Source organism: Streptomyces sp. NPDC051315, from assembly GCF_044455165.1.
Classification (GTDB): Bacteria; Actinomycetota; Actinomycetes; order Streptomycetales; family Streptomycetaceae; genus Streptomyces.
Genome location: NZ_JBITEN010000002.1, coordinates 349,711 through 375,862, shown reverse-complemented (window position 1 = coordinate 375,862; position 26,152 = coordinate 349,711). Strand labels below are relative to the sequence as shown.

Here is a 26,152-nt window from a genome sequence, read left to right as displayed (position 1 = left end):
CGGTCAACCGCCCGTCCGTGAGGAGCCCTGATGACCACGCCGGTGATCGAACTGCGTGAGGTGAGCCGCCGCTACGACGACGGCCCGCCCGCCCTGCACGAGGCGTCGCTGACCGTGCAGCCCGGCGAGGCCGTCGCGATCCTCGGCCCTTCCGGCAGCGGCAAGTCCACGCTGCTCCATCTGATCGCGGGCCTGGACCGGCCCGACACGGGGACCGTCACCGTGGACGGGGTGCGGGTGGACCGGCTGGGCGAAGCCGGATCGGCGCGCTACCGGCGGTCGAAGATCGGCATGGTCTTCCAGTTCTTCAACCTGCTCGACGATCTGACCGTCACCGACAACGTCGTCCTGCCCGCGCGGCTCGCGGGCATGGCGCGGGGCGAGGCGGACCGCCGGGCGGCCGAACTCCTGGAACTGCTGGGCATCGACCGGCACGCCCGCGTCCACCCGGGACGGCTGTCCGGCGGCGAGCGGCAGCGCGTCGCGGTGGCCCGGGCGTTGATGAACCGGCCGACGCTGCTCCTGGCCGACGAACCGACCGGGGCCCTGGACACGGCCGCCGGACAGGACGTCAGCAGGCTGCTCGCCGGCCTCAACGCCGAGGGCCAGACCATCGTCGTGGTCACCCACGACCTGACTCTGGCCCGGTCCTGCACCCACCGCACGGTCCACATCGCCGACGGCCGGATCACCGAGGACGTCCGGTCGCCGGACGTCGCCCCGGAGGCCGCCCGATGAGCGCGCTCGGCACGGTGGTGCGCTCGGGGGTGGGGCGACGCCGGCTGCAGACGCTGGTGATCGGGCTCGCCACGATGATGGCGGTGGCCGCCTCGGTCCTCGGCGGATCGCTGCTGGTGGTCTCCGGCGCGCCGTTCGACGACGCCTTCGCCGAGCAGCGCGGCGCGCATCTGTCCGTGCAGTTCGACGCGCGCAAGGTGAGTGCCGGGCAGCTGTCGAAGTCCCGGGACGCCGAGGGGGTGAGCAGCGCGGCCGGGCCGTTCCGTACCGCGACGCTCACCCCGCGGGCGGACGGGGCCGGCCCCGGGTGGCCGATGACCGTGGTCGGCCGGGGCGACCCCGGCCGGGACGTGGACGAGGTGGCACTGCTCGACGGGCGGTGGCCCACCCGCTCCGGCGAGACCGTGCTGTCCGCCGACTCCCCGCTCATGCCGACCATCGGCTTGAAGATCGTCTTCCCCGATCTGTCGGGTGGTCCGACGCTGACGGTGGTCGGTGTGGCCCGCTCGGTCACGCGTACCGCTGACGCCTGGGTGGTCCCGTCCCAGATGCCGGCGCTCACCGCGCCCGGCAGCGGCGGCTACCAGATGCTCTACCGCTTCACCGACGCGGACAGCGCCGCGCGGATCACCGCGGGTGGCAGGGCCGTGAAGCGATCCCTGCCACCGGGAACGGCCGTCGGTGAACAGTCATGGCTCACCGTCAGGAAGACCGCCGGGCGCGACACCGCCCCCTACGTCCCGTTCCTCATCGCGTTCGGCGCCCTGGGTCTGGTCATGTCGGTGCTCATCGTCGGCAACGTCGTCGCGTCGGCCGTCGGCACGGCAACGCGCCGCATCGGCATCCTCAAGGCCGTCGGTTTCACCCCGGCGCAGGTCGTGCGGGCCTACGTGGGCCAGGTGCTGATCCCGGCCGCCGTCGGCACGGCCCTCGGTGTCCTCGCCGGCCACCTGCTCGCCGTCCCCGTACTGGCCGAGACCGAGGAGGTCTACGGCACCTCGTCCCTGGCCGTCGCCCCCTGGGTCGACCTGGCGGTGACCGCCGGGGTCCTCGGCCTGGTGGCGGGGACCGCGTGGGCGAGTGCCTGGCGGGCCGGCCGGCTGCGTACGGTCGACGCGCTCGCCGTCGGGCGTACCGCTTCGGCGGGGCGCGGCCGGTGGGCGGCCCGACTGGCCGGCCGGCTGCCGTTGCCGCGTCCGGTGGCCCTGGGTCTGGCCCGGCCCTTCGCACGGCCCGCCCGCACGCTGGCCATGGGCACGGCCGTCCTGTTCGGCGCCATCGCCGTCACGTTCACCGTGGGGATGAGCGCCTCGCTCGGCCAGGTGATGAAAGCCAGGGCCCACGACGCCGCCGATGTCGTCGTGCCCGCGCCCTTGCCGGACTTCGGACCCCAGGGCCGTGACCCCGACCAGCAGACCGAGGCCGATCCCGCCGCGGTCGCCGCGGCCGTCGAGGCCGCCGCCGGAACCGGTGCGTACTACAGCGCCGCGACGGTACGGGCGACCGTGTCCGGCCTGACCGGCACCGTCGACGTGATCGCCTTCACCGGCGACGCCTCCTGGGGCGGCTACACGATGGTCTCGGGCCGTTGGATCGACAGGCCCGGCGAGGCCGTGGTCCCGACCCCCTTCCTGGCCGCGACCGGCACCCGCGTCGGCGAGGCCGTCACCCTGCACGGCCTGGCCGAGCCGGTCACGGTCCGGGTCGTCGGCGAGGTCCTCGATCCCCGCAACGACGGCATGCAGGTCTTCACCGACGCCTCGACCCTCACGGCCGCACGTCCCGACCTGACGGAGACGAGCCATCACATCGCGGTCACGTCGGACACCGACGTGCCCGGCTACGTCGACGCGCTGAACGAGGATCTGGCACCGCTGGGGGTCACCGCTCGGGCCGGCGGGCTCGACGCCGGCGGTGACATGGTCGTCACGCTCAACGCGCTGTCCGTGATCCTCACGCTGATGCTCGTCGCCGTCGCCGCGCTCGGCGTGCTCAACGGCGTGCTGCTCGACACCCGTGAGCGCGTCCGGGAGATCGGTGTCCACAAGGCACTCGGCATGACCCCCCGCCAGACCGTCGCGATGGTCCTCACCTCGGTCGTCGTGACCGGACTGGTCGCGGGCGCTCTGGGCGTGCCGCTCGGCGTGGCCCTGCACGGCCGGGTCCTGCCCGCGATGGGCGACAGCGTGGGGCTCCGCCTCCCCGACTCCGTCATCGCCGTCTACCACGGAGCCGAACTGCTCGCGCTCGCACTCGGCGGCCTGCTCATCGCCACCCTGGGCGCACTCCTGCCCGCCGGGTGGGCCGCCAGGACCCGAACCGCCACGGCCCTGCGCACCGAATAGGGGGTCACGCTCGGAGCTCGCGCCTCCGACCCCCACCGCAAGCAGTGGTGGGGGTCGGCCGGCTGCTTCGCTCCCCCTGGGGCGCGCGGAGTGAAGCCCGGGACCGGGCCGCCGGATTCCCCGCACACGCGTTGCGCAGCCGCGCCGACCGGCAGCCGTGCTGCTCGGACGCCCGGTCAGACGGGGTAGGCGTGGGTCTGCGTCGCCTTCACCGTCGCCCAGACCGGGGTGCCCGGGCGCAGGTCGAGGTCGGCGGCGGCCACCGTGGTGAGGTCGGCGGCGAGGGGCAGTTCGCCGGTGAGGTCGGCGCGGATCTGGTCGCCGTGGGTCTCCAGTCCGGCGACCTCGCAGCGCCACAGGTTGCGGGCGCTGGAGCCCGTCGGGCGGTCGCGGTGAAGGGTGACCGCGCTCGGCGGGAACGCCACGAAGACCGGCCCGGACAGCACCTCCGTGGTCGTGACGGGCGGGCCGGCATCGAGACGGACGGTGTGACCCTCGGCCTCGCCCCGGTAGAGGTTCAGGCCGACCAACCGGGCGATGTAGTCCGTACGGGGATGGCGGGCGATGCCGGACGGGCTGCCCTGCTGCACGACCCGTCCGTGCTCGACGACGACGAGACGGTCGGCCAGCACCATGGCGTCGAGCGGGTCATGGGTGACCAGTACGGCGACCGCCTCGAACTCGGCCAGGTGACGGCGGAGCTGGGCGCGGACCTCCAGGCGGGTACGGGCGTCCAGGGCCGCCAGCGGCTCGTCGAGGAGCAGCAGGCGCGGACGGGTGGCCAGGGCGCGGGCCAGGGCGACGCGCTGGGCCTGGCCGCCGGAGAGCCTGCGGGGCTTGACGCCGGCGTGGTCGGCGAGGCCCAGGCGGTCCAGCCACTCGGCCGCCTGCGCGCGGGCCTCCGCCTTGGACGCGCCCTGGCAGCGCGGTCCGAAGGCCACGTTGTCGAGGGCCGTGAGGTGGGGGAAGAGCAGGTAGTCCTGGAAGACGACGCCGACCGGGCGCGACTCGGGCGGCGTACGGGCCAGCTCCGTGCCGTCCAGCCGCAGATGGCCGCCGGCGAGCGGGGTCAGGCCGGCGAGGGCGCGCAGGGCGGTGGACTTGCCGGCGCCGTTCGGGCCGAGCAGGGCGACCACCTCGCCGGGGGCGACGGTCAGGGCCACGTCGAGGCGGAAGGTGCCGCGGTCCACCACCAGGCGGGCGTCGAGCCCGTCCGCAGCGGTGTCGGCGTGCACGTCGTGGGTCTCGGTCATCCGGCGGTCGTCCAACGGTCGCGCAACCCGGCCAGCACCGCGATCGACACCGCCAGCATCACCAGGCTGAGGGCGATCGCGGCCTCCGGGTCGCTCTGCAGGGCCAGGTAGACGGCGAGCGGCATGGTCTGGGTGCGGCCGGGGAAGTTGCCGGCGAAGGTGATCGTCGCGCCGAACTCGCCGAGCGCCCGGGCCCAGGCCAGGACCGCGCCCGCCGCGATGCCCGGCGCGATGAGGGGCAGCGTGACCCGGCGGAACGCGGTGAAGCGGGAGGCGCCGAGCGTGGTGGCCGCCTCCTCGTAGCGCGGGTCGGCGGCGCGCAGGGTGCCCTCGACGCTGATCACCAGGAACGGCATGGCCACGAACGCCTCGGCCACCACCACGCCGGCCGTGGTGAACGGCAACGTGATGCCGAACCACGCGTCGAGCCATGTGCCGACGATGCCGTTGCGGCCGAGCGCCATGAGCAGGGCGACGCCGCCGACGACCGGCGGCAGGACGAGCGGCAGGGTCACCAGAGCCCGTACGACGCTGCGGCCGGGGAACTCGACCCGGGCCAGCAGCCAGGCCAGCGGAACACCGACGACCAGGCTCACCGCGGTCGCCGCGGTGGCGCAGACCAGGGACAACTGGAGTGTCTGCCACACCTCGGCGCTGGTCAGCTGTCCGGGCAGGCTGCGCCACGGGGCCCGTACGAGCAGGGCGATCAGCGGCACGATCAGGAAGGCCAGGCCGATCAGCGCGGGCACCAGCAGCGGAAGCGGCACGCCGCGGCGGACGTCCGTCCGGGCACGCCCACGCCGCGGCCCGCCCTGTGGGGTGCCGGGCGCGGCGTCGGCCTTGTCGGTCGGGATCACGGCTCGAGGAACCCGGCGCCGGTCAGGACCCGCCGGCCCTCGGCGGACCGCACGAGCGCGATGAACGCCCTGGCGGCCTCGGCGTTCGGCGCGTTCTCGAGCAGGGTGATCGGGTAGTCGTTGACGGCGTCGGCGGATTCGGGGAAGTCCACGCCCTCCACCTTGTCACCGGCCGCGCGCACGTCCGTCCTGTAGACGACGGCGGCGTCGGCTTCCTTCAGCTCGACCTTCGTCAGCGCGCTCTTGACGTCCGGCTCGTAGGAGACGGGGGTGAGCTCGAGGCCGCCGGCCCGCAGCGCCTTCTGGGCGGCGGCGCCGCACGGCACCTCCTTGTCGCACAGCACGACCTTCAGGTCCGACCTGGTGAGGTCCTTCAGCGAGGAGATCCTGTCCGGGTTGCCGGGGAGGGTGGCGATCTCCAGCTGGTTGCGGACGAAGGTCACGGGCGTGCCCGAGGCGTCCCCCGCATCCGTCACGATCTTCATCGTCCCGGTGCTGGCCGAGGCGAACACGTCCGCCGGAGCGCCGCCGGTGACGCTCGCGGCGAGGGAGTCGCTGCCACCGAAGCTGAAGGTGACCTTCGTGCCGGGGTGCTCCTTCTCGAACTGCTTGCCCAGCGTCTCGAAACCCTCCTGCAGGGAGGCGGCGGCGAAGACGGTCACCGTGCCGGAGAGCTCGTCCGACGAGGAGGTGCCGGACTTCGCCGACGAGGAGCCGTCGGACGACGAGCAGGCGCTCAGGGCGAGCAGCGCGGCGGCGCCGGCACCGGCCACCCGCAGGGTCCGGCGGTTCCGGCGGGTCAAGCGTGCGGTTCGGTTCAACACGGGTCACTCCCTCTGGTCCTGACGGACTCACTCACGTGCGGTGCCGCATCCCCGATCCGACGGTCTGCATGCGCTGATGATACTGCCGCAGATGCGAGGTGAAAGGCGCCTGTGGATTCGCACGAGCCGGGATTACGTCCTGTCGGGTGGGCATGTGCGTTGATACAGGACGCGGATGCGGGTGCGGGTGCGGTCTCCGGGACGTGGTGGTCCATGGCGCGGCAGGCCCCCCGGGGTGGCGGCGCCGCCGTCCGCCGTCCAGCGAGCTCCGTCCCCGGAGCCGTAGGGCGGTCGTACCGGCAGCGGGATGCGGTCCGACGCCTGTGACAGGATCGGCGGTGGACGCAGGGCCGCGTGCCGGGGGCGAGGGCAGAGGAACGAGTGGGATGAACCGGCCACCAGGAATGATGGACGTGGCACGGGAGGCCGGCGTCTCACACATCACCGTCTCCCGGGTCGTCAACGGCCATCCGTCGGTACGGCCGGAGACCCGGGCCCGCGTCGAGGCCGCGATCCGCAAGCTGGGCTATCGCCGCAACAGTGTGGCCAGGGCCCTCAAGAGCCGCCGTTCGTCGACGATCGGCGTGGTGATCGTCGGGTCGGAGCTGTTCGAGCTGCCCCGGATCCTGCTGGGCGTGGAGACGGCCGCCCGGCAGGCCGGTTACTGGGTGAGTCTGGCGAGCTGGCAGGGCGAGAGCACCACCGGTGACCTCGTGGAGGCGTTGCAGCGGCTCACCGATCAGTCGGTGGAGGCGATCGCGGTGGTCACCGACCGGCCCATCGCCGTGGAGGCGCTGTCCGGCCTCGCCCTCGGGGTTCCGGTGGCGGTGGTGATGTCCGGCAGTGTCCCCAACCCGGGTCTGGGCTTCGTCGAGGTCGATCAGGAACTCGGCGCCCGTCTCGCGGTGCGCCACCTGCTCGACCTCGGGCACCGGCGCATCGCCCATCTGACGGGTGCCCTGCGCACCTTCGACGCCCGGGCCCGTCTCGACGGCTGGCAGGCCGAGCTCGCCACCGCGGGAGCGGAGGGAGCCGTGCTGGAGGGCGACTTCACCGCGGAGAGCGGGTTCCGCCTCGCTCACGCACTCTGCGCGGACGGCGCCGGCCTGCCGACCGCGGTCTTCGCGGGGAACGACCAGATGGCGATGGGAGTGCTGGCGGCGTTCGCGGAACGGGGCGTGAAGGTGCCGCAGGACGTGTCACTCGTCGGCTTCGACGACATGAAGGGCGCCGGGTACCTCGTGCCCGCCCTGACCACGGTCCGCCAGGACTTCTTCCACCTCGGCAAGGGCGCCATCGAGCTGCTGGTGCGCATGCTGGGCGGCGAGCCGCCGCAACGACGGAAAATCGCGCCGCGACTTGTCGTACGGCGCAGCACCGCCGCGCCCCGCGCGGCTTCCTGAAGCGAGTCGTCGACGCGGGAGCCCGTCGTCCTCCGAGGGCAGGAAAGAGCACTGCGAGGCGGGTGCGAGGTGGGCGCGGAATTCGCCGGGACGCGGGCTTGAACGGCTTGTTAACGTTAACATCTCCCCTGGATCCGGCGGGAGGACCGGTGGAACAGCCTGCCCTCAAGGGCCGGCACGACATCGAATGTGAGCGGGGAGCCCGAGGGCCCCGGCCCCGCCCCCGGCCGCGCCGACGGCGCCGCGGCGCGTTCTCGCCCTCTCGCCGCCGAAGGGGTGCCGACGGCCCCCCGGACGTCGACTCGCCCGATCCGCCAGCACCTGGACCATCCGCACAGACTTCAGAGAGAGACGTGCATGCCGACCTCCAGGAACGAGCACACGCAGCCCGCGGCGTTCCCCGCCCACTTCCTCTTCGGCTCCGCGACCGCGGCCTACCAGATCGAAGGCGCCGCCACCGAGGACGGTCGCGGTCCCTCGATCTGGGACACCTTCTCCCACAGCCCGGGCAAGACCTGGAACGGGGACACCGGCGACATCGCCGCCGACCACTACCACCGCCTCGAGGAAGACCTCGATCTCATGGCGTCCCTGGGCCTGGGCGCCTACCGGTTCTCCCTCGCCTGGCCGCGCATCCAGCCCACCGGCCGGGGCCCGGCGAACCCCAAGGGGCTGGACTTCTACCGCCGTCTGGTCGACGGCCTCCTCGACCGGGGCATCACCCCCGTCGCGACGCTCTACCACTGGGACCTGCCCCAGGCTCTCGAGGACACCGGCGGCTGGACGAGCCGCGAGACCGCCCACGCCTTCGCCGACTACGCCCGTGTCTGCGGCGAAGCCCTCGGCGACCGCGTCGCCGTCTGGACCACTCTGAACGAACCGTGGTGCTCCGCCTACCTCGGCTACGGATCCGGAGCCCACGCCCCCGGCCGTACCGACGGCGCCGCGGCGCTGACCGCGGTCCACCACCTCAACCTCGCCCACGGCCTGGCGGTCCAACAGCTCAGGGCGGTCACCACCAACACCCCGCAGTACTCCATCACCCTCAACTTCCACGTCCTGCGGGGCAGGGGCGACGGTGCCGAGGAGGCCGTACGCCGCATCGACGCGCTGGCGAACCGCTCCTTCACCGAACCCCTGCTGCGCGGCCACTACCCGGAGGACCTCATCGAGGACACCGCCGCCGTCACCGACTGGGCGTTCGTCCGGGACGGCGACCTCACCGAGATCCACCAGCCCCTGGACCTGCTCGGGGTCAACTACTACGCCACCACAGCGGTCCGTCTGTGGGACGGGGTCACACCGCGTCAGAACCACGACGGCCACAAGGACGTGGGCGGCTCACCCTGGCCCGGTTCGCCCCAGGTCGAGTTCCTCGAACAGGAGGGCCCGCACACCGCCATGGGCTGGAACATCGACCCGGAGGGGCTCGAAGAGCTCCTCCTGGACCTGCACACCCGGTTCCCGAACCTGCCCCTGGTCATCACCGAGAACGGAGCGGCCTTCGACGACCAGCTCTCCGCCCGCTCCGACGGCACCCACGCGGTCCACGACCCCGAGCGCATCGACTACCTCCGCCGCCACCTCGCGGCCGCCCACCGGGCACTCGCCTCCGGCGTCGATCTGCGCGGGTACTTCGTGTGGTCGCTGATGGACAACTTCGAATGGGGCTACGGGTACTCCAAGCGCTTCGGCATCGTCCACGTCGACTACGAGACCCAGCGCCGTACGCCGAAGGACAGCGCCCTGTGGTACCGGGACCTGGCGGTGACGGGGAGCATCCCGCCACTGCCGGCCGCACGGGGCCGCTGACGGAGTCGTCTCGTCGCCGGACCGCCGGACCGCCGGACCGCCGGACCGCCGGACCGCCGGACCGCCGACGGCGCCGTGGGGCACGCCTGGACTCGGTCGGGGCCCCGCGGGCGTCAGCCGGGCGCGCCGACGGGGTCGGGGACGGCGTCGCCCGGGTGCTGGAACGGTTCGGGGCGCCGGCAGCGGCGCTGCCCCAGGCAGAGCACGTCGTCCCGTCCCGCAGCGAGGACCGTGTGCGACCTCCCGCGGACTGCCCGGTCCGCGCAGCGGCGGGCGAGCAGGTCACCGAACGGGCGCGGAAGGCCGGGACGCCTACTCCGTGCCGTCCTCTGCTCGGGGCTGGGTGCGGCGGGCGTAGGCGCGGGCGGCCCGGGCGCGGTCGCCGCAGCGGGTCGAGCACCAGTGGCGGCGGCCGTGACGCAGCAGGTAGCGGTTGCAGGGCGGGGAGCCGCAGTCGGTGAGGCGTTCGGCCTCGGCGGAGGTGAGCAGGTCGGCGGCGTCTGTGGCGAGGGTCGCCAGAGCGTGGTCGACGATCGCGGTCGTGGGGTGCGGCGTGGTCCGGTAGGGACCGCTCTTCTCGTCCCACTGCAGCAGCGGGGCCGTGGGGACGCGCGTCAGGGCGTCGTTGACGGCGGCCACCGCGGCGGGGATCGCGGGCAGCGCGGCGACGCGGGAGGCCAGCAGCGTCCTGATCTGTTCCCGCAGCGCGCGCAGCTGTGCGGCACACATCTCCCGCATGCCGGCATCGGCCGGCGCGAGGCCGTGGTCGACGAGCCATCGGTTCGCCGCGGCCGGTGTGCCCAGGAGGTCGATGAACTGCCCGCCGGGCAGGGCGATGGCGCTGTTGGCGAGTGCGAGGGAGGGGTACTGCTCCTCGCCCGGCGCGGGCGGCGGGGCCGGCTCTGCGGTCGCGGTCTCGTTCATGGGTCTCATGGTACGCCTCACGTTCATCCGTGAGATGCTGCTAGGGTCGCTCACGGATAGCCCACAAATCATCCGTGAGGTTTCTTTCATGGCTTCTGTCGCCACATCCACCGAGCACCACTTCCCCGTCCGCGTCTTCGGCGGTCCGACCGCCCTCTTCGAATACGGCGGCCTGCGTTTCCTGACCGACCCGACGTTCGACGCCCCCGGGGACTACCCGTCCCCGGGCGGCCCGCTCCTGACCAAGACCGCCCCTTCCGACGGCGGGCCCTCCGACCTCGGCCGTGTCGACGTGGTCCTGCTCTCCCACGACGAGCACGCCGACAACCTCGACACCTCCGGCCGCGCCCTGCTCGCCGACGTCCCCCTCACCCTCACCACGCCAGGCGGCGGACAGCGACTCGGGGACAGGGCCAAGGGCCTGGCCGACTGGGAGTCGGTCGAACTGGACCGCCCCGGTGGCGGCACGGTCACCGTCACCGGTGTCCCCGCCGTCCACGGCCCCGGCCCGCGTGAGCAGGTCGAGCCCATAACCGGCCAGGTCGTCGGCTTCGTGCTGACCGGAGACGGGCTGCCGACGGTCTACGTCAGTGGCGACAACGCCTCCCTCGACGCGGTCAAGGAGATCGCCGAACGCTTCGGCCCGGTCGACACCGCCCTCCTCTTCGCCGGCGCGCCCCGCTTCTCCGTCATCTGGGACGGCGCCTGCCTCGTCCTGGACAGCGCCCAGACCGCCGAGGCCGCCCAGATCCTCGGCGCCCGCCGGATCGTCCCCGTCCACTACGACAGCTGGGCCCACTTCACCGAGGGCCGGGACGAACTGGCGGCCGCCTTCACCGCGGAGGGTCTGGCCGACCGCCTGGACTGGGGGCAGCGGGGCTGACCGCCTCCGGCCCGTCTCCCGCCGTCCCCGTCCCAGCCGGGGCGCGGACCCGCCGAACGTGACGGCTCCCCGCCACGGCCACCCCCGCATCCGCGTCCCCTACGTCATCCCTGCCACCGCCCTCGCCCCCCCATGTCCCCGAGCGGATCGCCGAGCTGGGGCGGCCGGTCAGGCGGGGGCGGGGGAGGGGCGCCGAGGTCCCCGCCAGACGCCTCCTCCAGGGCGCCCCGGTGGAGCAGGCCGTCAACCCCGCCGCCGCGGACGCCCCCGGCCTCATCGACCACCACGCCCGCCTGGGTGCCGAACGCCGGGGCCGACCAGCACGGACGACACGCCGTGGCGTGGCGGCGCTCGACGGCAGGGGCGAGGCTGGAAGGACAGCGAACGAACGGACGGCGGAGCGGAGACCCCCTGGAGGCCCCATGACTCGTGCGGACGCGCGTCGGCCGATCGTGGTGGGCGTCGAACCCGATCCTTCGAAGCGGCTGGCGCTCGCCTGGGCCGCCGACGAAGCCGATCTGCGTGGCCTGCCGTTGCGGCTCGTTCACGCCCAGGGCATGCCGACCGGCGGATACCGGTCGGGGGAGGTGCGGCCTTCCTGGGAGGAGTGGAACCGGGCGCTGCACGGCGCCGGTGACCAGGTGCTCGAGGAGGCGGTCACCTTCGTCGAGTCCCGGCGGCCGGCGGTGGAGGTGTCGACGCTGCTGGCGGAGGGAGAGCCGGCGTGGGTCCTGCGCGAGGAGGCGCCCAGCGCCTCCCTGGTCGTGGTGGGCTCCTGGCACCTCAGCAGACGTCGTGAGATGTTCACCTCCGCCTCGGTGGCACTCCCGCTCACCGCCCACGCTCCCTGCCCGGTCGTCGTCGTACCGGAAGCGGAGCACATCACCCAGCAGCCCGCGTACTACGTGGTCGGCGTCGACGGCAGTCCCCATTCGGCCGCGGCGGTGGACGTGGCGTTCGAGGAGGCGGCCCTGCGGGGAGCAGTCCTGCGGGCCCTGTACGTGTGGCATCCGCCGCTGCTGGGTGTTCTGGACGAGGATGCCGCGGTGGGGGAGTGCCGCCGTGTGCTGTCCGAGATGGTCGCGGGTCGCACGGCGACGCATCCGGAGGTGGAGCTGCACCACGAAGTCGTCCGCGGCCATCCGGTGCAGGCCCTTGTCGGAGCCTCGGACCACGCGCTGGGTCTCGTCGTGGGCACCCGGGGGCACGGGGGTTTCACGGGCATGCTGCTGGGCTCGGTGAGCCAGGGGGTGCTGCACCACGCCCGCTGTCCCGTCATCACGGTCCCGGCGTGACGCGGCGAACGGCCCGGGCCCCTGCCCCGGACGGCCCGGGTGGCGTCGGCGGGCCCGCCACACGATGAGAAGGCGCCGGGCGGCCGAGGGCGGCGAACCGGCGCGAAGTCCGCCGAACTCCCCGAAGTCCGAGACAGCCGGGAGCCGAGAACCCCCTGGTGCGCACTGCTGCGGCCGCACTGCTCCAGCCCCCGCCCGCTCGCCCGGCCGAGGGCAGGGACGACGCCGGACCGTCGTGCACCGGCCGCCGCGCCGGGGCGAACCCCGTCAGCGCGCCGCGAGCCGGCGCCGGGCTCCGGACGAGCGCCCTTTGGCGACCGCCCGTCACGACCGCGGCCCCGACATCGATCGTGGGTGACGGAGTTCTCCTGCGTCATCGCAGGACTTGGACGGCGTACAGGGCGCCGAGGGCCGCGGCGAGCGTTCCCAGGAGGAGTCGCAGGGCGGTCTCCGGCAGGCAGTGCTGGAGGCGGGCGCCGAGATAGCCGCCGATCAGGCCACCGGTGCCGCAGGCCAGACCCAGCCACCAGTGGGGCGCCACGTTTCCGGAACCGACCACAGACAGCACCCCGTACGCGCCCGCACCGGCGAGCGAGGTCGCGAAGGTGGCGGCGAGGGCGGCGGGAGCGACGCGGGAGACGGGCATACCCCTGCCGACAAGGATCGGTCCGAGGAGGGAGCCGCCGCCGATTCCATAGATGCCGCCCACCATTCCGGCCACCACGGCCAGGCCGGTGACGGCGCGCGCGGACGGCTCGGCGGCCCTACGGGCCGGACGCAGGGTACGCGCGCACAGCCACAGGCCCAGCGGAAACAGGAGGGCGGCCATCAGGAGTCGGAAGACGGCCGAGCCGGGCAGGGCGAAGACCCGGATGACGGCGCCGATGACCACCCCGGGCAGCGCGCCGAGAACGAGACGCCGGGGCAGCGCCCCGCGCAACGTTCCGTCCCGGCGGTAGCGCCACAGGGCGCCCGGCCCGGCGACGACGTTGAACAGCAGATTGGTCGGCGTGACGGCGGGGCCCGGCACCGAGAGGACGCTCAGCTGGACCGGAAGCAGGAACACCGCGCCCGACACCCCGACTGGCACGGTCATCACCGCGACCAGCAGCCCCGCGGACAGCCCTCCGCACGCCAACCACACGTCCACCGTCGCCCCCGTCCGTCGATCACAGGACCAGTGTCAGCGGGCCGTCCGCGGTGCGGCCGGTACGCAATGAGACGTTCACAGACAGCAGGCGCGGTGCGCCGCCTCCCACTACGCCACCGGAGGACGGAGCGTGGGGGGCGGTCGTCCCGGAGGCCGGCTGGTCGGCCCGGACGATGGCCGCGGACGCCCGCATCGTGGCGATCTCGGTGCACCACCGTGGTGGATGCCCTCACGCTCCGTACCACCTCGCAGGAGGTCGCCGACCGAGCGCGTGCACCAGGGCGGCGGCGGTGCGGCCGCCCCCCGGAGCCCCCAGGCCGCGCGGAAGGGACGGCGTGTTCCGACTCACCGCTCAGGTGCGCCGACAAGGGCGCCCGACGGGCATCTTCCCTGGTCAGGCGCCCCTCTTCTGGGTCTAGAAGAAGCCCAGCCTCTTCGGCGAGTACGACACCAGGAGGTTCTTCGTCTGCTGGTAGTGCTCCAGCATCATCTTGTGCGTCTCGCGGCCGATCCCGGACTGCTTGTAGCCGCCGAACGCCGCGTGCGCCGGGTAGGCGTGGTAGCAGTTCGTCCAGACGCGGCCCGCCTGGATCGCCCGGCCGGCGCGGTACGCGGTGTTGATGTCCCGCGTCCACACCCCGGCCCCGAGCCCGTACGACGTGTCGTTGGCGATCTTGATGGCGTCGTCGAAGTCGTCGAACGAGGCCACCGAGACGACCGGTCCGAAGATCTCCTCCTGGAAGATCCGCATACGGTTGTCGCCCTCGAAGATGGTCGGACGGACGTAGTAGCCGCCCTTCAACTCGCCGTCGTACTCCGCGCGTTCCCCGCCCGTGAGGACCTTGGCGCCCTCCTGGCGGCCGATGTCGATGTAGGAGAGGATCTTCGCGAGCTGCTCGCCCGAGGCCTGGGCGCCGATCATCGTCTCGGTGTCGAGGGGGTGACCCGGCTTGATCAGCTCGGTGCGGGCGACCGCCGCGGCGAGGAAGTCGGGGTAGTTGCCGCTCTGGATGAGGCCGCGCGACGGGCAGGTGCACACCTCGCCCTGGTTCAGCGCGAACATCGTGAAGCCCTCCAGGGCCTTGTCGCGCAGGTCGTCGTCCTTCTCCCACACGTCGTCGAAGAAGATGTTCGGCGACTTGCCGCCCAGCTCCAGCGTGACCGGCTTCAGGTTCTCCGCGGCGTACCGCATGATCAACCGGCCCGTGGACGTCTCACCCGTGAACGCGACCTTCGCCACCCGCGCGCTCGACGCGAGCGGCTTGCCCGCCTCCTCGCCGAAGCCGTTGACGATGTTCAGCACGCCCGGCGGCAGCAGATCCGCGACCAGGCTCATCCAGTAGTGCAGCGACACCGGTGTCTGCTCGGCGGGCTTGATGACGACCGCGTTGCCCGCGGCGAGGGCCGGCGCGAGCTTCCACGCGGCCATCAGGATCGGGAAGTTCCACGGGATGATCTGCGCGACGACACCGAGCGGCTCGTGGAAGTGGTACGCCACGGTGTCGCCGTCCACCTCGCTGAGCGAACCCTCCTGCGCGCGGACCGCGCCGGCGAAGTAGCGGAAGTGGTCGATGGCCAGCGGGATGTCCGCCGCCAGCGTCTCGCGGACCGGCTTTCCGTTCTCCCAGCTCTCCGCGACCGCCAGCGGCTCCAGGTACGCCTCCATCCGGTCGGCGATCTTCAGCAGGATGTCGGAGCGCTCGGTCGCCGACGTCCGGCCCCAGCCGGGCGCGGCCGCGTGCGCCGCGTCCAGCGCCCGTTCCACGTCCTCCGCCGTGCCGCGCGCCACCTCCGTGAACGGCTGACCGTTCACCGGAGACGGGTTCTCGAAGTACTGCCCCCGGGCCGGGGCCACGTACTCGCCGCCGATGAAGTGGTCGTAACGCGCCTGGTAGGAGACGATCGCGCCCTCGGTGCCGGGCGCCGCGTAACGGGTCATGGTGGCCTGCCTCCCTCAGCGGGGCTGCCCGCCGTTGGGCAGCTCTCCGCGGGAGGCTAGGAATACGGACGTTGCAGGGACGTTGCGGTGCGGGGTGCGGGGTGCGGGGTGCGGCTCTACCCGCGCGTCCACCTGACCGGTACCGCCAGTTCCGACTCCAGTGCCGCCAGGCGGGCCCGGACCGCCGCCGTCGGGCGGGCTGCCGCCAGCGCCCGCCACACGTCGAGGTCGTCCTCACCCCAGGGGGCGTGTGCCCAGTCCGCCAGCAGGTCCGGATCGCGGCGGGCGATCAGCGCGGCACGCAGACCGCCGGCCAGACGGTTTCTGAGCCGCACGACCGCCGGCGCCTGCGACGCCGGCAACAGCGGTCCCGCGTACGCCGTCACGGCCGCCGTGATCGCGCCGGCGGCCAGGCGCCGCTCGACGACGGAGACGTCCGACTCGACGGGCACGGTCAGCCGATAGGGTCGCGAGGCCAAGAGTCCCGGCCCCAGGACCCCGCGCAGCCGGGCGAGTTCGGCCCGAAGGGTCACCGGCGTCACCGACTCGTCCTCGTACAGCGCGCACAGCAGCTCGTCGCCGGTCAGGCCCTCCGGGTGACGGGTCAGCAGGACCAGAATCTCGCTGTGCCGGCGGCTGAGTCGGAGAGTGCGGCCACCGCTGGTCAGGTGCGCCTCGTCCCGCCCCAGCACCGTCAGCTCCGGAGTGGCGGTGTCCGGCCGCTCGGGGGCGAGCAGCGCGAGATGACTCTCGGCGGCCCGCGCGACCGCCTGGACGAAACCCAGGCTGTGCGGATGCGCCAGCCCGTCCCCGCCGGTGATGTCCACCGCGCCCAGCACACGCCCCGTCCGCGGGTCGTGCACCGGTGCCGCCGCGCACGTCCACGGCTGCACCCGTCGGATGAAGTGCTCGGCCGCGAACACCTGCACCGGCCGGTCCACGGCGACCGCCGTGCCCGGCGCGTTCGTCCCGACCGCGCTCTCGGCCCACCGCGCGCCCGGCACGAAGTTCATCCGCCCCGCCTTCCGCCGCGTCGCGGGGTGACCCTCCACCCACAGCAGCCTGCCGTGCGCGTCGCACACCGCGAGGAGATGCTCGCCGTCGGCGGCGAAGGTGCCCATGAGCTCACGGAACAGCGGCATCACCCGCGCCAGTGGATGCTCGGCCCGGTAGGCGCCGAGGTCACCGTCCGACAGCTCCACGCTCGCGGTGCCGTCGGGCCCGACACCTGCTCGCACCGAACGCCGCCACGAGTCGGCCACCACGGCCCGCACCGGCCGCGGCACCGTGCCCGCCGCGGTGAACGTCTCGTGCGCCCGCCGCAGTACCCGTACACGCTCGGCAGGGTCGGCCCCCGGTTCCAGGGCCACCCAGGGATCGGTCAACTCGGCCTCCCGGAAGGCGATGCGGCTGGGGACATCGTCACTCCGGGTGTGCACGCCGACAACCGTCTGGGCCGGAGTCGCCCGAAGGGAGGGATCCGCCTCCACGCGTCCGGTCCGGTCAGACGGAGTTGACGAGCCTCATGTAGCGGGCCCAGTCCCAGTTCACGCCGGGATCGGTGTGGTCGCTGCCGGGCACCTCGTGGTGCCCGATGATGTGCGCCCGGTTTTTCGGGATGCCGTACCGGTCGCAGATCGACGCTGTCAGCCGGGCGGATTCCTCGTAGAGGGCGGAGGTGAAGTAGGCCGGCCGGTCCACCCACCCTTCGTGCTCGATGCCGATGCTGTGCGTGTTGTAGTCCCAGTTCCCCGCGTGCCAGGCGATGTCGGACTCGCTCACGCACTGCGCCACACGACCGTCGGCGGAGCGCACGACGTAGTGCGCGGACACCCTCTTCCGCGCGTTCTGGAAGATGGACAGGGCGGTGGAGTAGGTGGTCTGCGTGACGTGGATGACGACGCGGTCGACGACGTGGGTCGAGGGGCGGTGTGCCACCGTGTAGTTGGAGGGGGTCGCGGGCTGCCATGCGGCGCGCGGGTAGTCGACGGGCGCGCCCCGCGCGCCGGCCCGAGCGTCCGGGAGTAGCGCGTAGGGGATGGCGGCCAGGGCCGCACCCTTCAGAATCCGCCGCCTGCCGGGCAGGGGTCTTGCTCGTTCCACGGGGTGGTGCCTTTCGCAGTGGGGTCTTCCGGATGTCCTGCCGTCTTGGCGCGGGCCCGCGGGCCCGCAGCAGTGCCGCGGTCTCCCGCAGCCGCGCGTACAGCCCCCGGTGTGTCTCGCGCAGCCGTTCCTTGCGGAGCTCGGCCACGCGCGTGTGGTGGGTGTCGCACGCACTGGCCAACGGCGACTCGACCGCCGGGGTTGCGAACTGGTACTCGTCCAGCTCACCGAATCGGTATTTCGCGCGAACTCCACCGCACGGTCGGGATCCGGGGGTCGGTCATGCTGCACAGCTCCTTCCGGGGGACAGCCGTCGGAGGCGGAGACGGCGAGGTGAACGTGGGCGGTTGCGGGAGGCGGCGTGAGCGGTTGCGGCGGTGTGTGATGCACGACCGTGCCGGCTGCGCCCGCGTGATCACGTTACGGCGCCTGCCGGTGCGGCAGAAGGCAGCCACGGGGATCGGTGGACGACGGCGGACTTGTGGACAACTCGCTCACCCGAACGGGCAGTTCCAGCGGTCAGAACACCGTGCGGGCGTCGAGCCGCCGAGGCCAGGGCGCGTGACGGTGGCGAACGCCATACCGCCGCTCCTCGGAACCTGTACGACAAACTCCTCGGCTGTCTCCCCTTCTCCCGCCGCAACCCGGTGACCAGGGTGCGGGACTGACGCGGGCCCAGCCCGGAGAACGGGGCTGTCCAGGCACCTCGGGGTCCTGGCTCGTCAAGCTGTGGCCGCCGGCTCGCTGTGTAGCCTGTCGCTCTGTTCGAACGGCGTGAGGGTGGGACGTGGAGACGTTGGTGGAGGAGTCCGTCGCGCAGGCGCTGCGTGACGGGGGCGGCGCGGCGATTCGCCTGTATGTCTCCGCCTGCACCGAACGCATGGCGCCACTGTTCGTGGGCCTACGGGCGGGCGCGCCGGGGCGGAAAGCCGACCCGGACTTCTACGCGGAGTCCGTGCGCGATCTTTGGTACGTCGACCGGCCGCTCGCCGACGCCGCCGAGCGCGTACGCCTGCTGGAGCGGTTCCCGGAGCTTCGGCCGGACGAGGAGGGGATCACTGATGTCGCCGACACCTACGCCTTCTTCGCTGTGCTCTGCCTGCGGTATGCCCTGCCGGCCCACGGGTCGGGAAGCGCTGATGACGCGGTGTCCTGCGGCCACGCGGCGCTCACCGCGATGGGGATGCTGGACCGGAACGTGGCGGGTGCCGGCCTTCTCGCCGAGGAACAACGGCTCCAGTGCCTCTCGCTGAGCGGTGACGCCTCAGGCCTGTGGGACGCGAGCGTCACGGCAGGGCGGGAGAGGTTCCGTGCTGTGTTGGGCCGCCTGGCCCGCTGAGGGCTGTCCCCTGAGGTGTCAGGTTCGTCCGCCAGTACGGGGCGACCAGCAGCACTCGGTCCTCCAGCGGCAGGCTCCACGGCCGGCCCCTGCGTATCGGCCCCTTCGCGCCAGAGCGCGGTGATCAGCTCGCCGAACTGCCGCCCGCTCAGCCCGAGGAACAGGACTGTCCAGGACGGTTCCGGCCGTGATCACACCAGACACCGCAAGACCGTCCCATCCGCCCGGAGCCCCGACCTGCCGGAGATCGCTGCCTGCCGTCATCTCGCGGGGCGGTCTCGTCGTCGGCCGGTACTGTGCGGGTCGGGATCAGGGGGTGGGCTGGTGCGTCCAGTGCTGTTGGTGGATGTGGACGGACCGCTGAACCCGTATGCCGCGAAGCCGTATCGACGTCCTGAGGGGTACGAGACGCACCGGCTGCTGACGCCGCGCTGGGAGACCGCCGAGCGGCGTCGGCTGACAGAGTGGGGGCTGCCGAACAAGCCGGTGAAACCGCTGCGCGTGTGGCTCAACCCCAATCACGGCCCGGCGCTGGACGCGCTTCCCTTCGACCTGGTGTGGGCGACGACGTGGGAGGAAGAAGCCAACGTCTTCGTGGCACCGGTACTGGGATTGCCGGAGCTGCCCTTCATCGCCTGGTCCTCGCCGCGGGCCGAGCCCGGCGGCGGTGTGTTCCGGAAGATGCCGGAGATCGTCGCGTGGGCGAAAGGCCGGGCGTTCGCCTGAATCGACGACGAGATCACGGAGGCGGATCGTGTCTGGGTGAACGAGCACCACCACGGTCCCGCGCTACTGCACCGGGTCGATCCCCGATGCGGCCTGGTCGACGACGACTTCGCCGCGCTGACGGCATGGGCGACCGGCCTGGACTGACTCAAGGACCGATCGACAGGGCCCGCAGCGCGGTTCCGCACGATCATCACGGGACAGCTCTCAGCTCCGACCCGCCACCGCCGCCGGGTCGTCGAGGACCGCCCGCACCACGGAGTGCGCCGCCCCGAGCAACGGCCCCTCCGGGCCCAGCCGCGACACGGACACCGGGCAGGGCGGACCCGCGGTGCGCCGGGCGAGTTCGGCCTCCAGTGACGGCAGCAGCCAGGGCGCGAGGCCGGCCAGGGCGCCGCCGAGCACGACACCTTCGGGGTCCAGCAGATTGAGCGCCCCGGTCAGGGCGATGCCGAGGGCCGTCCCGGCCTCGCTCAGGGCCCGTCGTACATCCTCGTCGCCGTCGGCCGCGCGGCCCGCCAGCAGGCCGACGCGGCCCTCACCCAGCTCCAGGCCCGCCGCGCGCAGGACGGCCTCCTCACCGGCGTACTGCTCCAGACAGCCGCGCCCGCCGCACCCGCACCGCGGCCCGTCGGGGTGCACCGGCACATGGCCCAGCTCGCCCGCGAAGCCGCGGGTGCCGCGCAGCAGACTGCCGTCCACCACCAGCGCGGCGCCGATGCCGATCTCCGCGGACACGTGCAGGAAGTCCCGCGGGGTGTCCACCCCGAGCCAGAGCTCGGCCAGTCCGCCGAAGTTGGCCTCGTTGTCGACGGTCAGCGGGAACTCCCCGGGCAGCAGCGCGCCGAGGTCGACGTCGTGCCAGTCCAGGTTGGGGGCGCGGACGACGGTGTGGGCGTCGCGGGCCACCAGGCCGGGGACGGCGACGGCGAGCCCGGCCGGCCACAGCCCTTCCCCCTCCGCCGCCGCGACGACCTCGCGGACCAGCCGGGTGAGTTCCTCCACCACCGGTTCGGGGGAGCGACCCCGGTTCGTGCCGTGCCGCTCTGCGCGCGCCCGCACCTCGCCCCGCAGGTCGACGGCGCAGACGGCGAGGTGGTCGACGCCGACCTCGGCGCCGATCCCCGCAGGGCCGCGGCCGCTCACGGCGAGCGCCGAACCGGGCCGCCCCACCCGGCCGGGGCGCTCGGGGCCCAGCTCCTCCAGCAGACCGGTGCGTATGAGCTCGTCGACGAGGGTCGACACCGCCGCCCGGGTCAGACCTATGCGCGAGGCGACCGCCGCCCGTGAGAGCGGTCCCTCGGCGCTGACGGCGTGCATCACCCGGGCCAGGTTGCGGCGGCGCATGCCCTGCTGGGTGTCGGGCAGCGCACGCCCCGGCCCGGCCGGGCGCGCCTCGTGCAGCGGTGCGGTCATGCCTGCGTCGACTCTCAGTGGGTGTCCGTGGCCCGCTCCAGCAGCGGGGCCGCGTCGGAGAGTACCCCGGCGATCCGGGCCAGGGTCGCGTCGTCCCGCTCGACGGCATCGAGCACCGGGCCCCGCGCGGTGTTCCAGCGCCGGGCGACAGCGGCCGGGTCCTCGCCGGTCAGCAGCCCGGCCGCCTGCGCCGCGGCCCCCAGCGCGACCAGTTCCCTGGCCTCCGGGATCTGCACCGGCCGCCCGGACAGCCGCCGTACGGTCTGCTGCCAGGCCGTGCCGCGGGCGCCGCCGCCGATCAGCAGCAGGGGGGCCGCGCGGTCCGCGTCCTCGTCGAGGACGAGGTCGAGCGCACCGAGCAGGGAGTGGACGGCGCCGTCGTAGGCGGCCTGGAGGAGCTGGCCCGCGGTGGTGTCGTGGCGCAGGCCGAGCAGGAGGCCGGAGGCGTTCGGCAGGTTCGGGGTGCGTTCGCCGTCCAGGTAGGGCAGGAGGGTGAGGTCCGCGGCGGGTTCCACGGCCTCACGGTCCAGGTTCAGCAGGGCCGCGACGCGGTCGACGGCGAGCGTGCAGTTCAGGGTGCAGGCCAGCGGCAGCCAGTCACCGTGGGCGTCGGCGAAGCCGGCCACCGTGCCGGTCGGGTCGGTGGGGCGCCGCTTCGCCACCGCGTACACCGTGCCCGAGGTGCCGAGGCTCAGCACCGGCGTGCCGGGGCGCAATCCCAGCCCCAGCGCGGCCGCCGCGTTGTCCCCGGTGCCCGCGGCGACCAGGGTGCCCTTGGAGAAGGGCAGGTCATGGCTGTCACGCACGGTCCCCGCCACCTCGCCGGGCCGCACCACGCGCGGGAGCAGCGCGGGGTCAAGGCCCACGTGGGCGAGGATCTCCTCGTCGTACGCCTCGGTGGCGGACGCCCACCAACCGGTTCCCGAGGCGTCACCGCGGTCGGTCGTGCCCTCGCCCGTGAGGCGCTCGGTGAGGTAGTCGTGGGGGAGCCGGACCGCCCTCGTGGAGCGCAGGGCCTCCGGCTCGTTCTCCGCGAGCCAGGCCCACTTCGTGACCGTGAAGGAGGCGGCCGGGACGGACCCGGTGCGCTCCGCCCAGAACGTGGCGCCGCCCAGTTCCTCGGTCAGCCGACGCGCCTGCGGGGCCGAGCGCACGTCGTTCCACAGCAGCGCAGGGCGCACCGGCTCGCCGCGCTCGTCCAGCGTCACGAGCCCGTGCTGCTGTCCGCCGATCGACACCGCGGCGGCCTCGTGCGCCGCGTCACCGCACTGGCGCAGCGCCTCGTGCAGGGCGTCCCACCACTGGCGCGGGTCGCTCTCGCGGCCGGCGCCGGAGGACACCGTGTGCGGCGCCTGGCCGCTCGCGACGACCTGGCCGGTGGCCGCGTCGACGACCAGCACCTTGGTGGACTGGGTGGACGTGTCCACGCCGACGACGAGCGGACCCTCGGCTGCTGACATCGGGCTCTCCCTAACTTTTTCCGCGGCTCTGCGGGATCTGTCTTCCCAGAGATGCGTTCGCATACTAATTTGTAAACGGCCATGACGAAATAGTCTGCAAGCAAGGAGCCGCGGCATGAGCTACCAGCCCACCCCCGAGGACAGGTTCACCTTCGGTTTGTGGACCGTCGGCTGGCAGGGACGGGACCCGTTCGGCGACGCCACGCGGCGTGCCCTGGACCCGGTCGAGAGCGTGCAGCGCCTGGCCGAGCTCGGCGCGTACGGCGTGACCTTCCACGACGACGACCTGATCCCCTTCGGGTCCTCGGACACCGAGCGCGAGGCGCACATCAAGCGGTTCCGCCAGGCGCTGGACGCCACCGGCATGACCGTGCCGATGGCCACCACCAACCTCTTCACCCACCCGGTCTTCAAGGACGGCGCGTTCACCGCGAACGACCGCGACGTGCGCCGCTACGCCCTGCGCAAGACCATCCGCAACATCGACCTTGCCGTCGAGCTCGGCGCCAAGGTGTACGTCGCCTGGGGCGGGCGTGAGGGCGCGGAGTCGGGTGCCGCCAAGGACGTGCGCGTGGCCCTGGACCGTATGAAGGAGGCCTTCGACCTGCTGGGCGAGTACGTCACCGCCCAGGGCTACGACCTGCGCTTCGCCATCGAGCCCAAGCCGAACGAGCCGCGCGGCGACATCCTGCTGCCCACCGTCGGCCACGCGCTGGCGTTCATCGAGCGCCTGGAGCGCCCGGAGCTGTACGGCGTCAACCCCGAGGTCGGCCACGAGCAGATGGCGGGCCTGAACTTCCCCCACGGCATCGCGCAGGCGCTGTGGGCGGGCAAGCTCTTCCACATCGACCTCAACGGCCAGTCCGGCATCAAGTACGACCAGGACCTGCGCTTCGGCGCCGGTGACCTGCGGTCGGCGTTCTGGCTGGTCGACCTGCTGGAGAGCGCCGGCTACGCGGGCCCGAAGCACTTCGACTTCAAGCCGCCGCGCACCGAGGACCTCGACGGTGTCTGGGCGTCGGCCGCGGGCTGCATGCGCAACTACCTGATCCTCAAGGAGCGTGCGGCCGCGTTCCGCAACGACCCGGAGGTCCAGGAGGCCCTGCGCGCCTCCCGTCTGGACCAGCTGGCGCAGCCCACCGCCGCCGACGGCCTGCAGGCCCTGCTGGCCGACCGCTCCGCCTTCGAGGACTTCGACGCCGAGGCGGCCGCCGCCCGCGGCATGGCCTTCGAGCGTCTCGACCAGCTGGCCATGGACCACCTGCTCGGCGCCCGGGGCTGACCGCACGCGCGCGCGGGTGCGTTGCGGGGCTGACCGCGCGCGCCCGTGGGTGCGTCAGCCTGGGGGCGGGCCCTCACGCACACCTGCTGGGCTCGCCTCCCTGCACACCTGCGCGCGCGGTCCTCGCCCCTTCATGCACGCGCGCGCGTGGTCCTCATCCCCTCAACCACGCGCGCGCCTGGTCGTGGCACCGAGGTCGCGCGCGTGAACACGCACCAGCGCGGGCCGTCGGACGCTCCTCGTATCGCCGGTCTCCGCACCGAGTACGCCGGAATCATGCGGTCCATGGCATGAGCCCGTACCAACTTCCGTGCGGCAGTCGCGCCACCAGGGGGGCCGGGGTGACGCTGGACGGTATGGCCACGCCGCCCGTACCGCCCCAGCCGCCCGGTCCGCCGGGCGACACGCCGCCCCCGGGCGGCTTCGGACCGCCTTCCTCGGGCCACGGCCCCGATCACGGCACGGGAGGCGGCCGACCGCCTTCTCCGCCGCCCCTTTCACCGTCGGACCCGCCCGGTGGCTCGGGCAGGCGCGGGAACCCCCTCTTCGCGGTTCTCGGGCTGCTGGCCGCCGCCGTCGCCGTCGTCGCCGTGGTGCTGACGGCCTCGGGCAGTGACGACGAGCCGGACGAGAAGCCACCGACGGGCACCCGTTCCTCTCCGGAGCCCTCCATCAGCCTTCCGATCCAGTTGCCCAGCGGGCTGCCGAGCGAACCGCCCTCCCAGTTCCCCACCGAACTGCCGACCGGACTGCCGAGCGAACTGCCGACCGGGCTGCCCACCGAGGTGCCGAGCGCACTCGAGTCGCTCCTGCCGTCCCTGGACGAGCTGCTGCCGTAACGGTGCGGCGGTACGGCACACGCGCGTGGGGGTTCGGGGTTCGTCCCGCACACGCACGTGTGCCGCCCCGGCGCGTCAGCGAGGCCCGGACCGCGTCACACGCCCCGCGGCAGCCGTACGTACGTCACCGTCGTCTCCACGCCGCTGTCCACCAGGCGTCCCTGCGCGTCGAACGCCCCGGTGCCGTCCGTCATCCCGAAGTCGTTGTCGTTGATCAGGGCGAGCGTGTCGTGGTCCACGCGCGCGACGCCCTCGATCTTGCCCGGCACCCCGGCGACCGTGCCCAGGTCGACCACGAGCCGCTTGCTCAGGACCGGGACCCCCGAGGCCTTGGGGTCGTCGAGCTGCTCCAGCGACGGCGACGTCGCCTCGTCGTCCCAGCGGCCGCCCAGGATGTTCGCCCCACGGTCCAGCCGCACCAGATGCAGGCGAGCGGCCTTGTCCGTGCGCTCCTCGACCAGCAGCCGGTCGCCGCCCACCGCGACCACCGAGGAGATCTTCAGCTCGGAGGTGTCGTCCTCACCCGGGTCCACCACCTCCACCGGGTCGAAGCGGTACGCGTACTCGGCGGTGACCGCCTTCTTCTTCGGCGAGAAACGCAGCAGACGCACGGTGCGCGAGGCCTCGCCCGCGTCCGTGTCCGGCAGCGACAGCGGACTCTGCACCGCCAGCGCGAGGTCACCGCCCGGCAGTTGGGCGAGCCCCTCGAAGCCACGGTTGATCTTCCGGTGCAGCAGGACCCCGGGCAGCGCCTCGACCACCGAGTAGTCCGCGCCCGCGAGGTTCAGTCCCTCGGGCACATAGCGCGTGAGTACCTTCCCGCGCGCGGAGACGTGCACCAGCGAGGGCCCGTACTCGTCGACGAGCCAGAAACTCCCGTCCGCGGCCCGCACGATGCCCTCGGTGTCCAGTCCGTTCGGGTTGTACGGCAGGGGTGTCGTCGCGTCGTGGGAGTACGGCGCCTCGTCGCGTCCCTCCTGGTTGGACAGGCCGGTCACGGGCCCTCCCGACCGCGTGGTGAGCGGGATCGCCTGGAGCACCTTCACCGTCTCACCGGTGACTTGGATCCGTACGATCGCCGGGTCGAAGCCGGGTACGGGGAACGTGCGGCGCTTGACGCCGTCCACCTTGATCTGGCCGTTGGGCCCACGGTCGGTGACCGTCCAGAACTGGCCCTCGCGGCCGGCCGGGTAGAGGTCGCTGCCGATGCCGCCGAGATCCACGCCCCGGTCGTCGGCCACCGTGCCCGGCAGCAGCGCGTTGCTGAACGGCCCGAGCGGGATGTCGCCGAGGGTCGCCGTCCGGGTGACGTACGCCTCCCCGGACGGCGTGTGCGCGGCGGCCGGTCCGGCGGTGGCGAGAGCGGCCAGCACGGCGAGCGGTACGCCCGCCGCGACGGAACGGTGGACGCGGCGCCGGCCGGTGGCGTGCGGGGACATCGGGCCTCCTGAGGAGCAAGTGCGGTGACAGCGGCAAGGGTCGGCTCACTCACCCAACGCCGCGCGACGCCCCGGTGAACCGGGGGCGTCAGCCGCCCGACGGGCCGGCCCTCGGCCCGACTCCG

20 protein-coding genes and 2 pseudogenes are annotated in these 26,152 nt (G+C 73.2%); 10 read left to right on the top strand and 12 right to left on the bottom strand.

Annotated elements, in window-relative coordinates:
* Nucleotides 1–30: 30 nt before the first annotated feature.
* Nucleotides 31–738: an ABC transporter ATP-binding protein gene (locus tag ACIBBD_RS04900; protein ID WP_399417864.1), complete on the top strand. Its 708-nt coding sequence runs from the start codon at nt 31–33 to the stop codon at nt 736–738.
* Nucleotides 735–3,083: an ABC transporter permease gene (locus ACIBBD_RS04895; RefSeq protein ID WP_399417863.1), complete on the top strand. Its 2,349-nt coding sequence runs from the start codon at nt 735–737 to the stop codon at nt 3,081–3,083. Before ACIBBD_RS04900 ends, ACIBBD_RS04895 begins: the two co-directional genes overlap by 4 nt.
* 176 nt (nt 3,084–3,259) lie before the next feature.
* Here the strand turns inward: ACIBBD_RS04895 and ACIBBD_RS04890 are convergent, their stop codons facing one another.
* Genes ACIBBD_RS04890 through modA form a run of 3 tightly spaced genes read right to left on the bottom strand, consistent with a single transcriptional unit; the run spans nt 3,260 to nt 6,014 of the window.
* On the bottom strand, nt 3,260–4,336 hold the full coding sequence (locus ACIBBD_RS04890) for an ABC transporter ATP-binding protein (RefSeq protein WP_399417862.1): 1,077 nt from the start codon (nt 4,334–4,336) through the stop codon (nt 3,260–3,262).
* Nucleotides 4,333–5,193, bottom strand: a complete 861-nt coding sequence (modB, locus tag ACIBBD_RS04885) for a molybdate ABC transporter permease subunit (protein WP_399417861.1) — start codon at nt 5,191–5,193, stop codon at nt 4,333–4,335. Before modB ends, ACIBBD_RS04890 begins: the two co-directional genes overlap by 4 nt.
* On the bottom strand, nt 5,190–6,014 hold the full coding sequence (modA, locus tag ACIBBD_RS04880) for a molybdate ABC transporter substrate-binding protein (RefSeq protein ID WP_399418132.1): 825 nt from the start codon (nt 6,012–6,014) through the stop codon (nt 5,190–5,192). Before modA ends, modB begins: the two co-directional genes overlap by 4 nt.
* A 389-nt stretch (nt 6,015–6,403) precedes the next feature.
* Here modA and ACIBBD_RS04875 point away from each other — a divergent pair, with 389 nt between their 5' ends.
* Together ACIBBD_RS04875 and ACIBBD_RS04870 are read left to right on the top strand one after the other, a co-directional pair.
* Complete coding sequence (locus ACIBBD_RS04875) at nt 6,404–7,420, top strand: LacI family DNA-binding transcriptional regulator (protein WP_399417860.1); 1,017 nt, start codon at nt 6,404–6,406, stop codon at nt 7,418–7,420.
* Nucleotides 7,421–7,777: 357 nt separating this feature from the next.
* Entirely contained in the window at nt 7,778–9,232 is a 1,455-nt protein-coding gene (locus tag ACIBBD_RS04870; RefSeq protein ID WP_399417859.1) for a GH1 family beta-glucosidase, read from the top strand.
* Between the two features lie 312 nt (nt 9,233–9,544).
* Here the strand turns inward: ACIBBD_RS04870 and ACIBBD_RS04865 are convergent, their stop codons facing one another.
* The gene (locus ACIBBD_RS04865) at nt 9,545–10,156 is read right to left on the bottom strand and encodes an ABATE domain-containing protein (RefSeq protein WP_399417858.1); all 612 of its coding nucleotides are present in this window, start codon (nt 10,154–10,156) and stop codon (nt 9,545–9,547) included.
* A gap of 88 nt (nt 10,157–10,244) precedes the next feature.
* Here ACIBBD_RS04865 and ACIBBD_RS04860 point away from each other — a divergent pair, with 88 nt between their 5' ends.
* Together ACIBBD_RS04860 and ACIBBD_RS04855 are read left to right on the top strand one after the other, a co-directional pair.
* A complete protein-coding gene (locus ACIBBD_RS04860) occupies nt 10,245–11,039 on the top strand; it encodes an MBL fold metallo-hydrolase (RefSeq protein WP_399417857.1) in 795 nt (264 codons plus the stop codon).
* A 422-nt stretch (nt 11,040–11,461) separates the two neighbouring features.
* Nucleotides 11,462–12,334, top strand: coding sequence for a universal stress protein (locus ACIBBD_RS04855; protein WP_399417856.1), 873 nt, complete (start codon nt 11,462–11,464; stop codon nt 12,332–12,334).
* A gap of 373 nt (nt 12,335–12,707) precedes the next feature.
* Here ACIBBD_RS04855 and ACIBBD_RS04850 read toward each other — a convergent pair whose 3' ends face one another.
* The 4 genes from ACIBBD_RS04850 to ACIBBD_RS04835 all read right to left on the bottom strand — a co-directional run bounded on the left by ACIBBD_RS04850 (nt 12,708) and on the right by ACIBBD_RS04835 (nt 17,526).
* Complete coding sequence (locus ACIBBD_RS04850; RefSeq protein ID WP_399417855.1) at nt 12,708–13,484, bottom strand: sulfite exporter TauE/SafE family protein; 777 nt, start codon at nt 13,482–13,484, stop codon at nt 12,708–12,710.
* 415 nt (nt 13,485–13,899) lie between these two features.
* Entirely contained in the window at nt 13,900–15,423 is a 1,524-nt protein-coding gene (locus ACIBBD_RS04845) for an aldehyde dehydrogenase family protein (RefSeq protein ID WP_399417854.1), read from the bottom strand.
* Between the two features lie 116 nt (nt 15,424–15,539).
* Complete coding sequence (locus ACIBBD_RS04840; RefSeq protein WP_399418131.1) at nt 15,540–16,808, bottom strand: GAF domain-containing protein; 1,269 nt, start codon at nt 16,806–16,808, stop codon at nt 15,540–15,542.
* 118 nt (nt 16,809–16,926) lie between these two features.
* On the bottom strand, nt 16,927–17,526 hold the full coding sequence (locus tag ACIBBD_RS04835) for an N-acetylmuramoyl-L-alanine amidase (RefSeq protein ID WP_399417853.1): 600 nt from the start codon (nt 17,524–17,526) through the stop codon (nt 16,927–16,929).
* A gap of 787 nt (nt 17,527–18,313) precedes the next feature.
* On the opposite strand from ACIBBD_RS04835, the gene ACIBBD_RS04830 reads away from it, so the two are divergent.
* Nucleotides 18,314–18,865 carry a hypothetical protein gene (locus ACIBBD_RS04830; RefSeq protein ID WP_399417852.1) on the top strand — a complete coding sequence of 184 codons (552 nt, stop codon included), beginning with the start codon at nt 18,314–18,316 and terminating at the stop codon, nt 18,863–18,865.
* A 16-nt stretch (nt 18,866–18,881) separates the two neighbouring features.
* Here ACIBBD_RS04830 and ACIBBD_RS04825 read toward each other — a convergent pair.
* A pseudogene (locus tag ACIBBD_RS04825) lies at nt 18,882–19,069 on the bottom strand (IS5/IS1182 family transposase); the annotation flags it as partial.
* Between the two features lie 117 nt (nt 19,070–19,186).
* On the opposite strand from ACIBBD_RS04825, the pseudogene ACIBBD_RS04820 reads away from it, so the two are divergent.
* Nucleotides 19,187–19,738, top strand: a pseudogene (locus ACIBBD_RS04820) (hypothetical protein).
* A gap of 60 nt (nt 19,739–19,798) precedes the next feature.
* Here the strand turns inward: ACIBBD_RS04820 and ACIBBD_RS04815 are convergent.
* Nucleotides 19,799–21,007, bottom strand: a complete 1,209-nt coding sequence (locus tag ACIBBD_RS04815; protein WP_399417851.1) for an ROK family protein — start codon at nt 21,005–21,007, stop codon at nt 19,799–19,801.
* Nucleotides 21,008–21,021: 14 nt separating this feature from the next.
* Nucleotides 21,022–22,467 (bottom strand): xylulokinase, encoded by a 1,446-nt coding sequence (gene xylB / locus ACIBBD_RS04810; protein WP_399417850.1) that lies wholly within the window; start codon nt 22,465–22,467, stop codon nt 21,022–21,024.
* Between the two features lie 115 nt (nt 22,468–22,582).
* Here xylB and xylA point away from each other — a divergent pair, with 115 nt between their 5' ends.
* Both xylA and ACIBBD_RS04800 read left to right on the top strand, forming a co-directional pair.
* Entirely contained in the window at nt 22,583–23,749 is a 1,167-nt protein-coding gene (xylA, locus tag ACIBBD_RS04805) for a xylose isomerase (protein WP_399417849.1), read from the top strand.
* 356 nt (nt 23,750–24,105) lie between these two features.
* Nucleotides 24,106–24,588, top strand: coding sequence for a hypothetical protein (locus tag ACIBBD_RS04800; RefSeq protein WP_399417848.1), 483 nt, complete (start codon nt 24,106–24,108; stop codon nt 24,586–24,588).
* Nucleotides 24,589–24,683: 95 nt separating this feature from the next.
* Here ACIBBD_RS04800 and ACIBBD_RS04795 read toward each other — a convergent pair whose 3' ends face one another.
* Complete coding sequence (locus ACIBBD_RS04795; protein ID WP_399417847.1) at nt 24,684–26,027, bottom strand: esterase-like activity of phytase family protein; 1,344 nt, start codon at nt 26,025–26,027, stop codon at nt 24,684–24,686.
* Nucleotides 26,028–26,152: the final 125 nt, after the last annotated feature.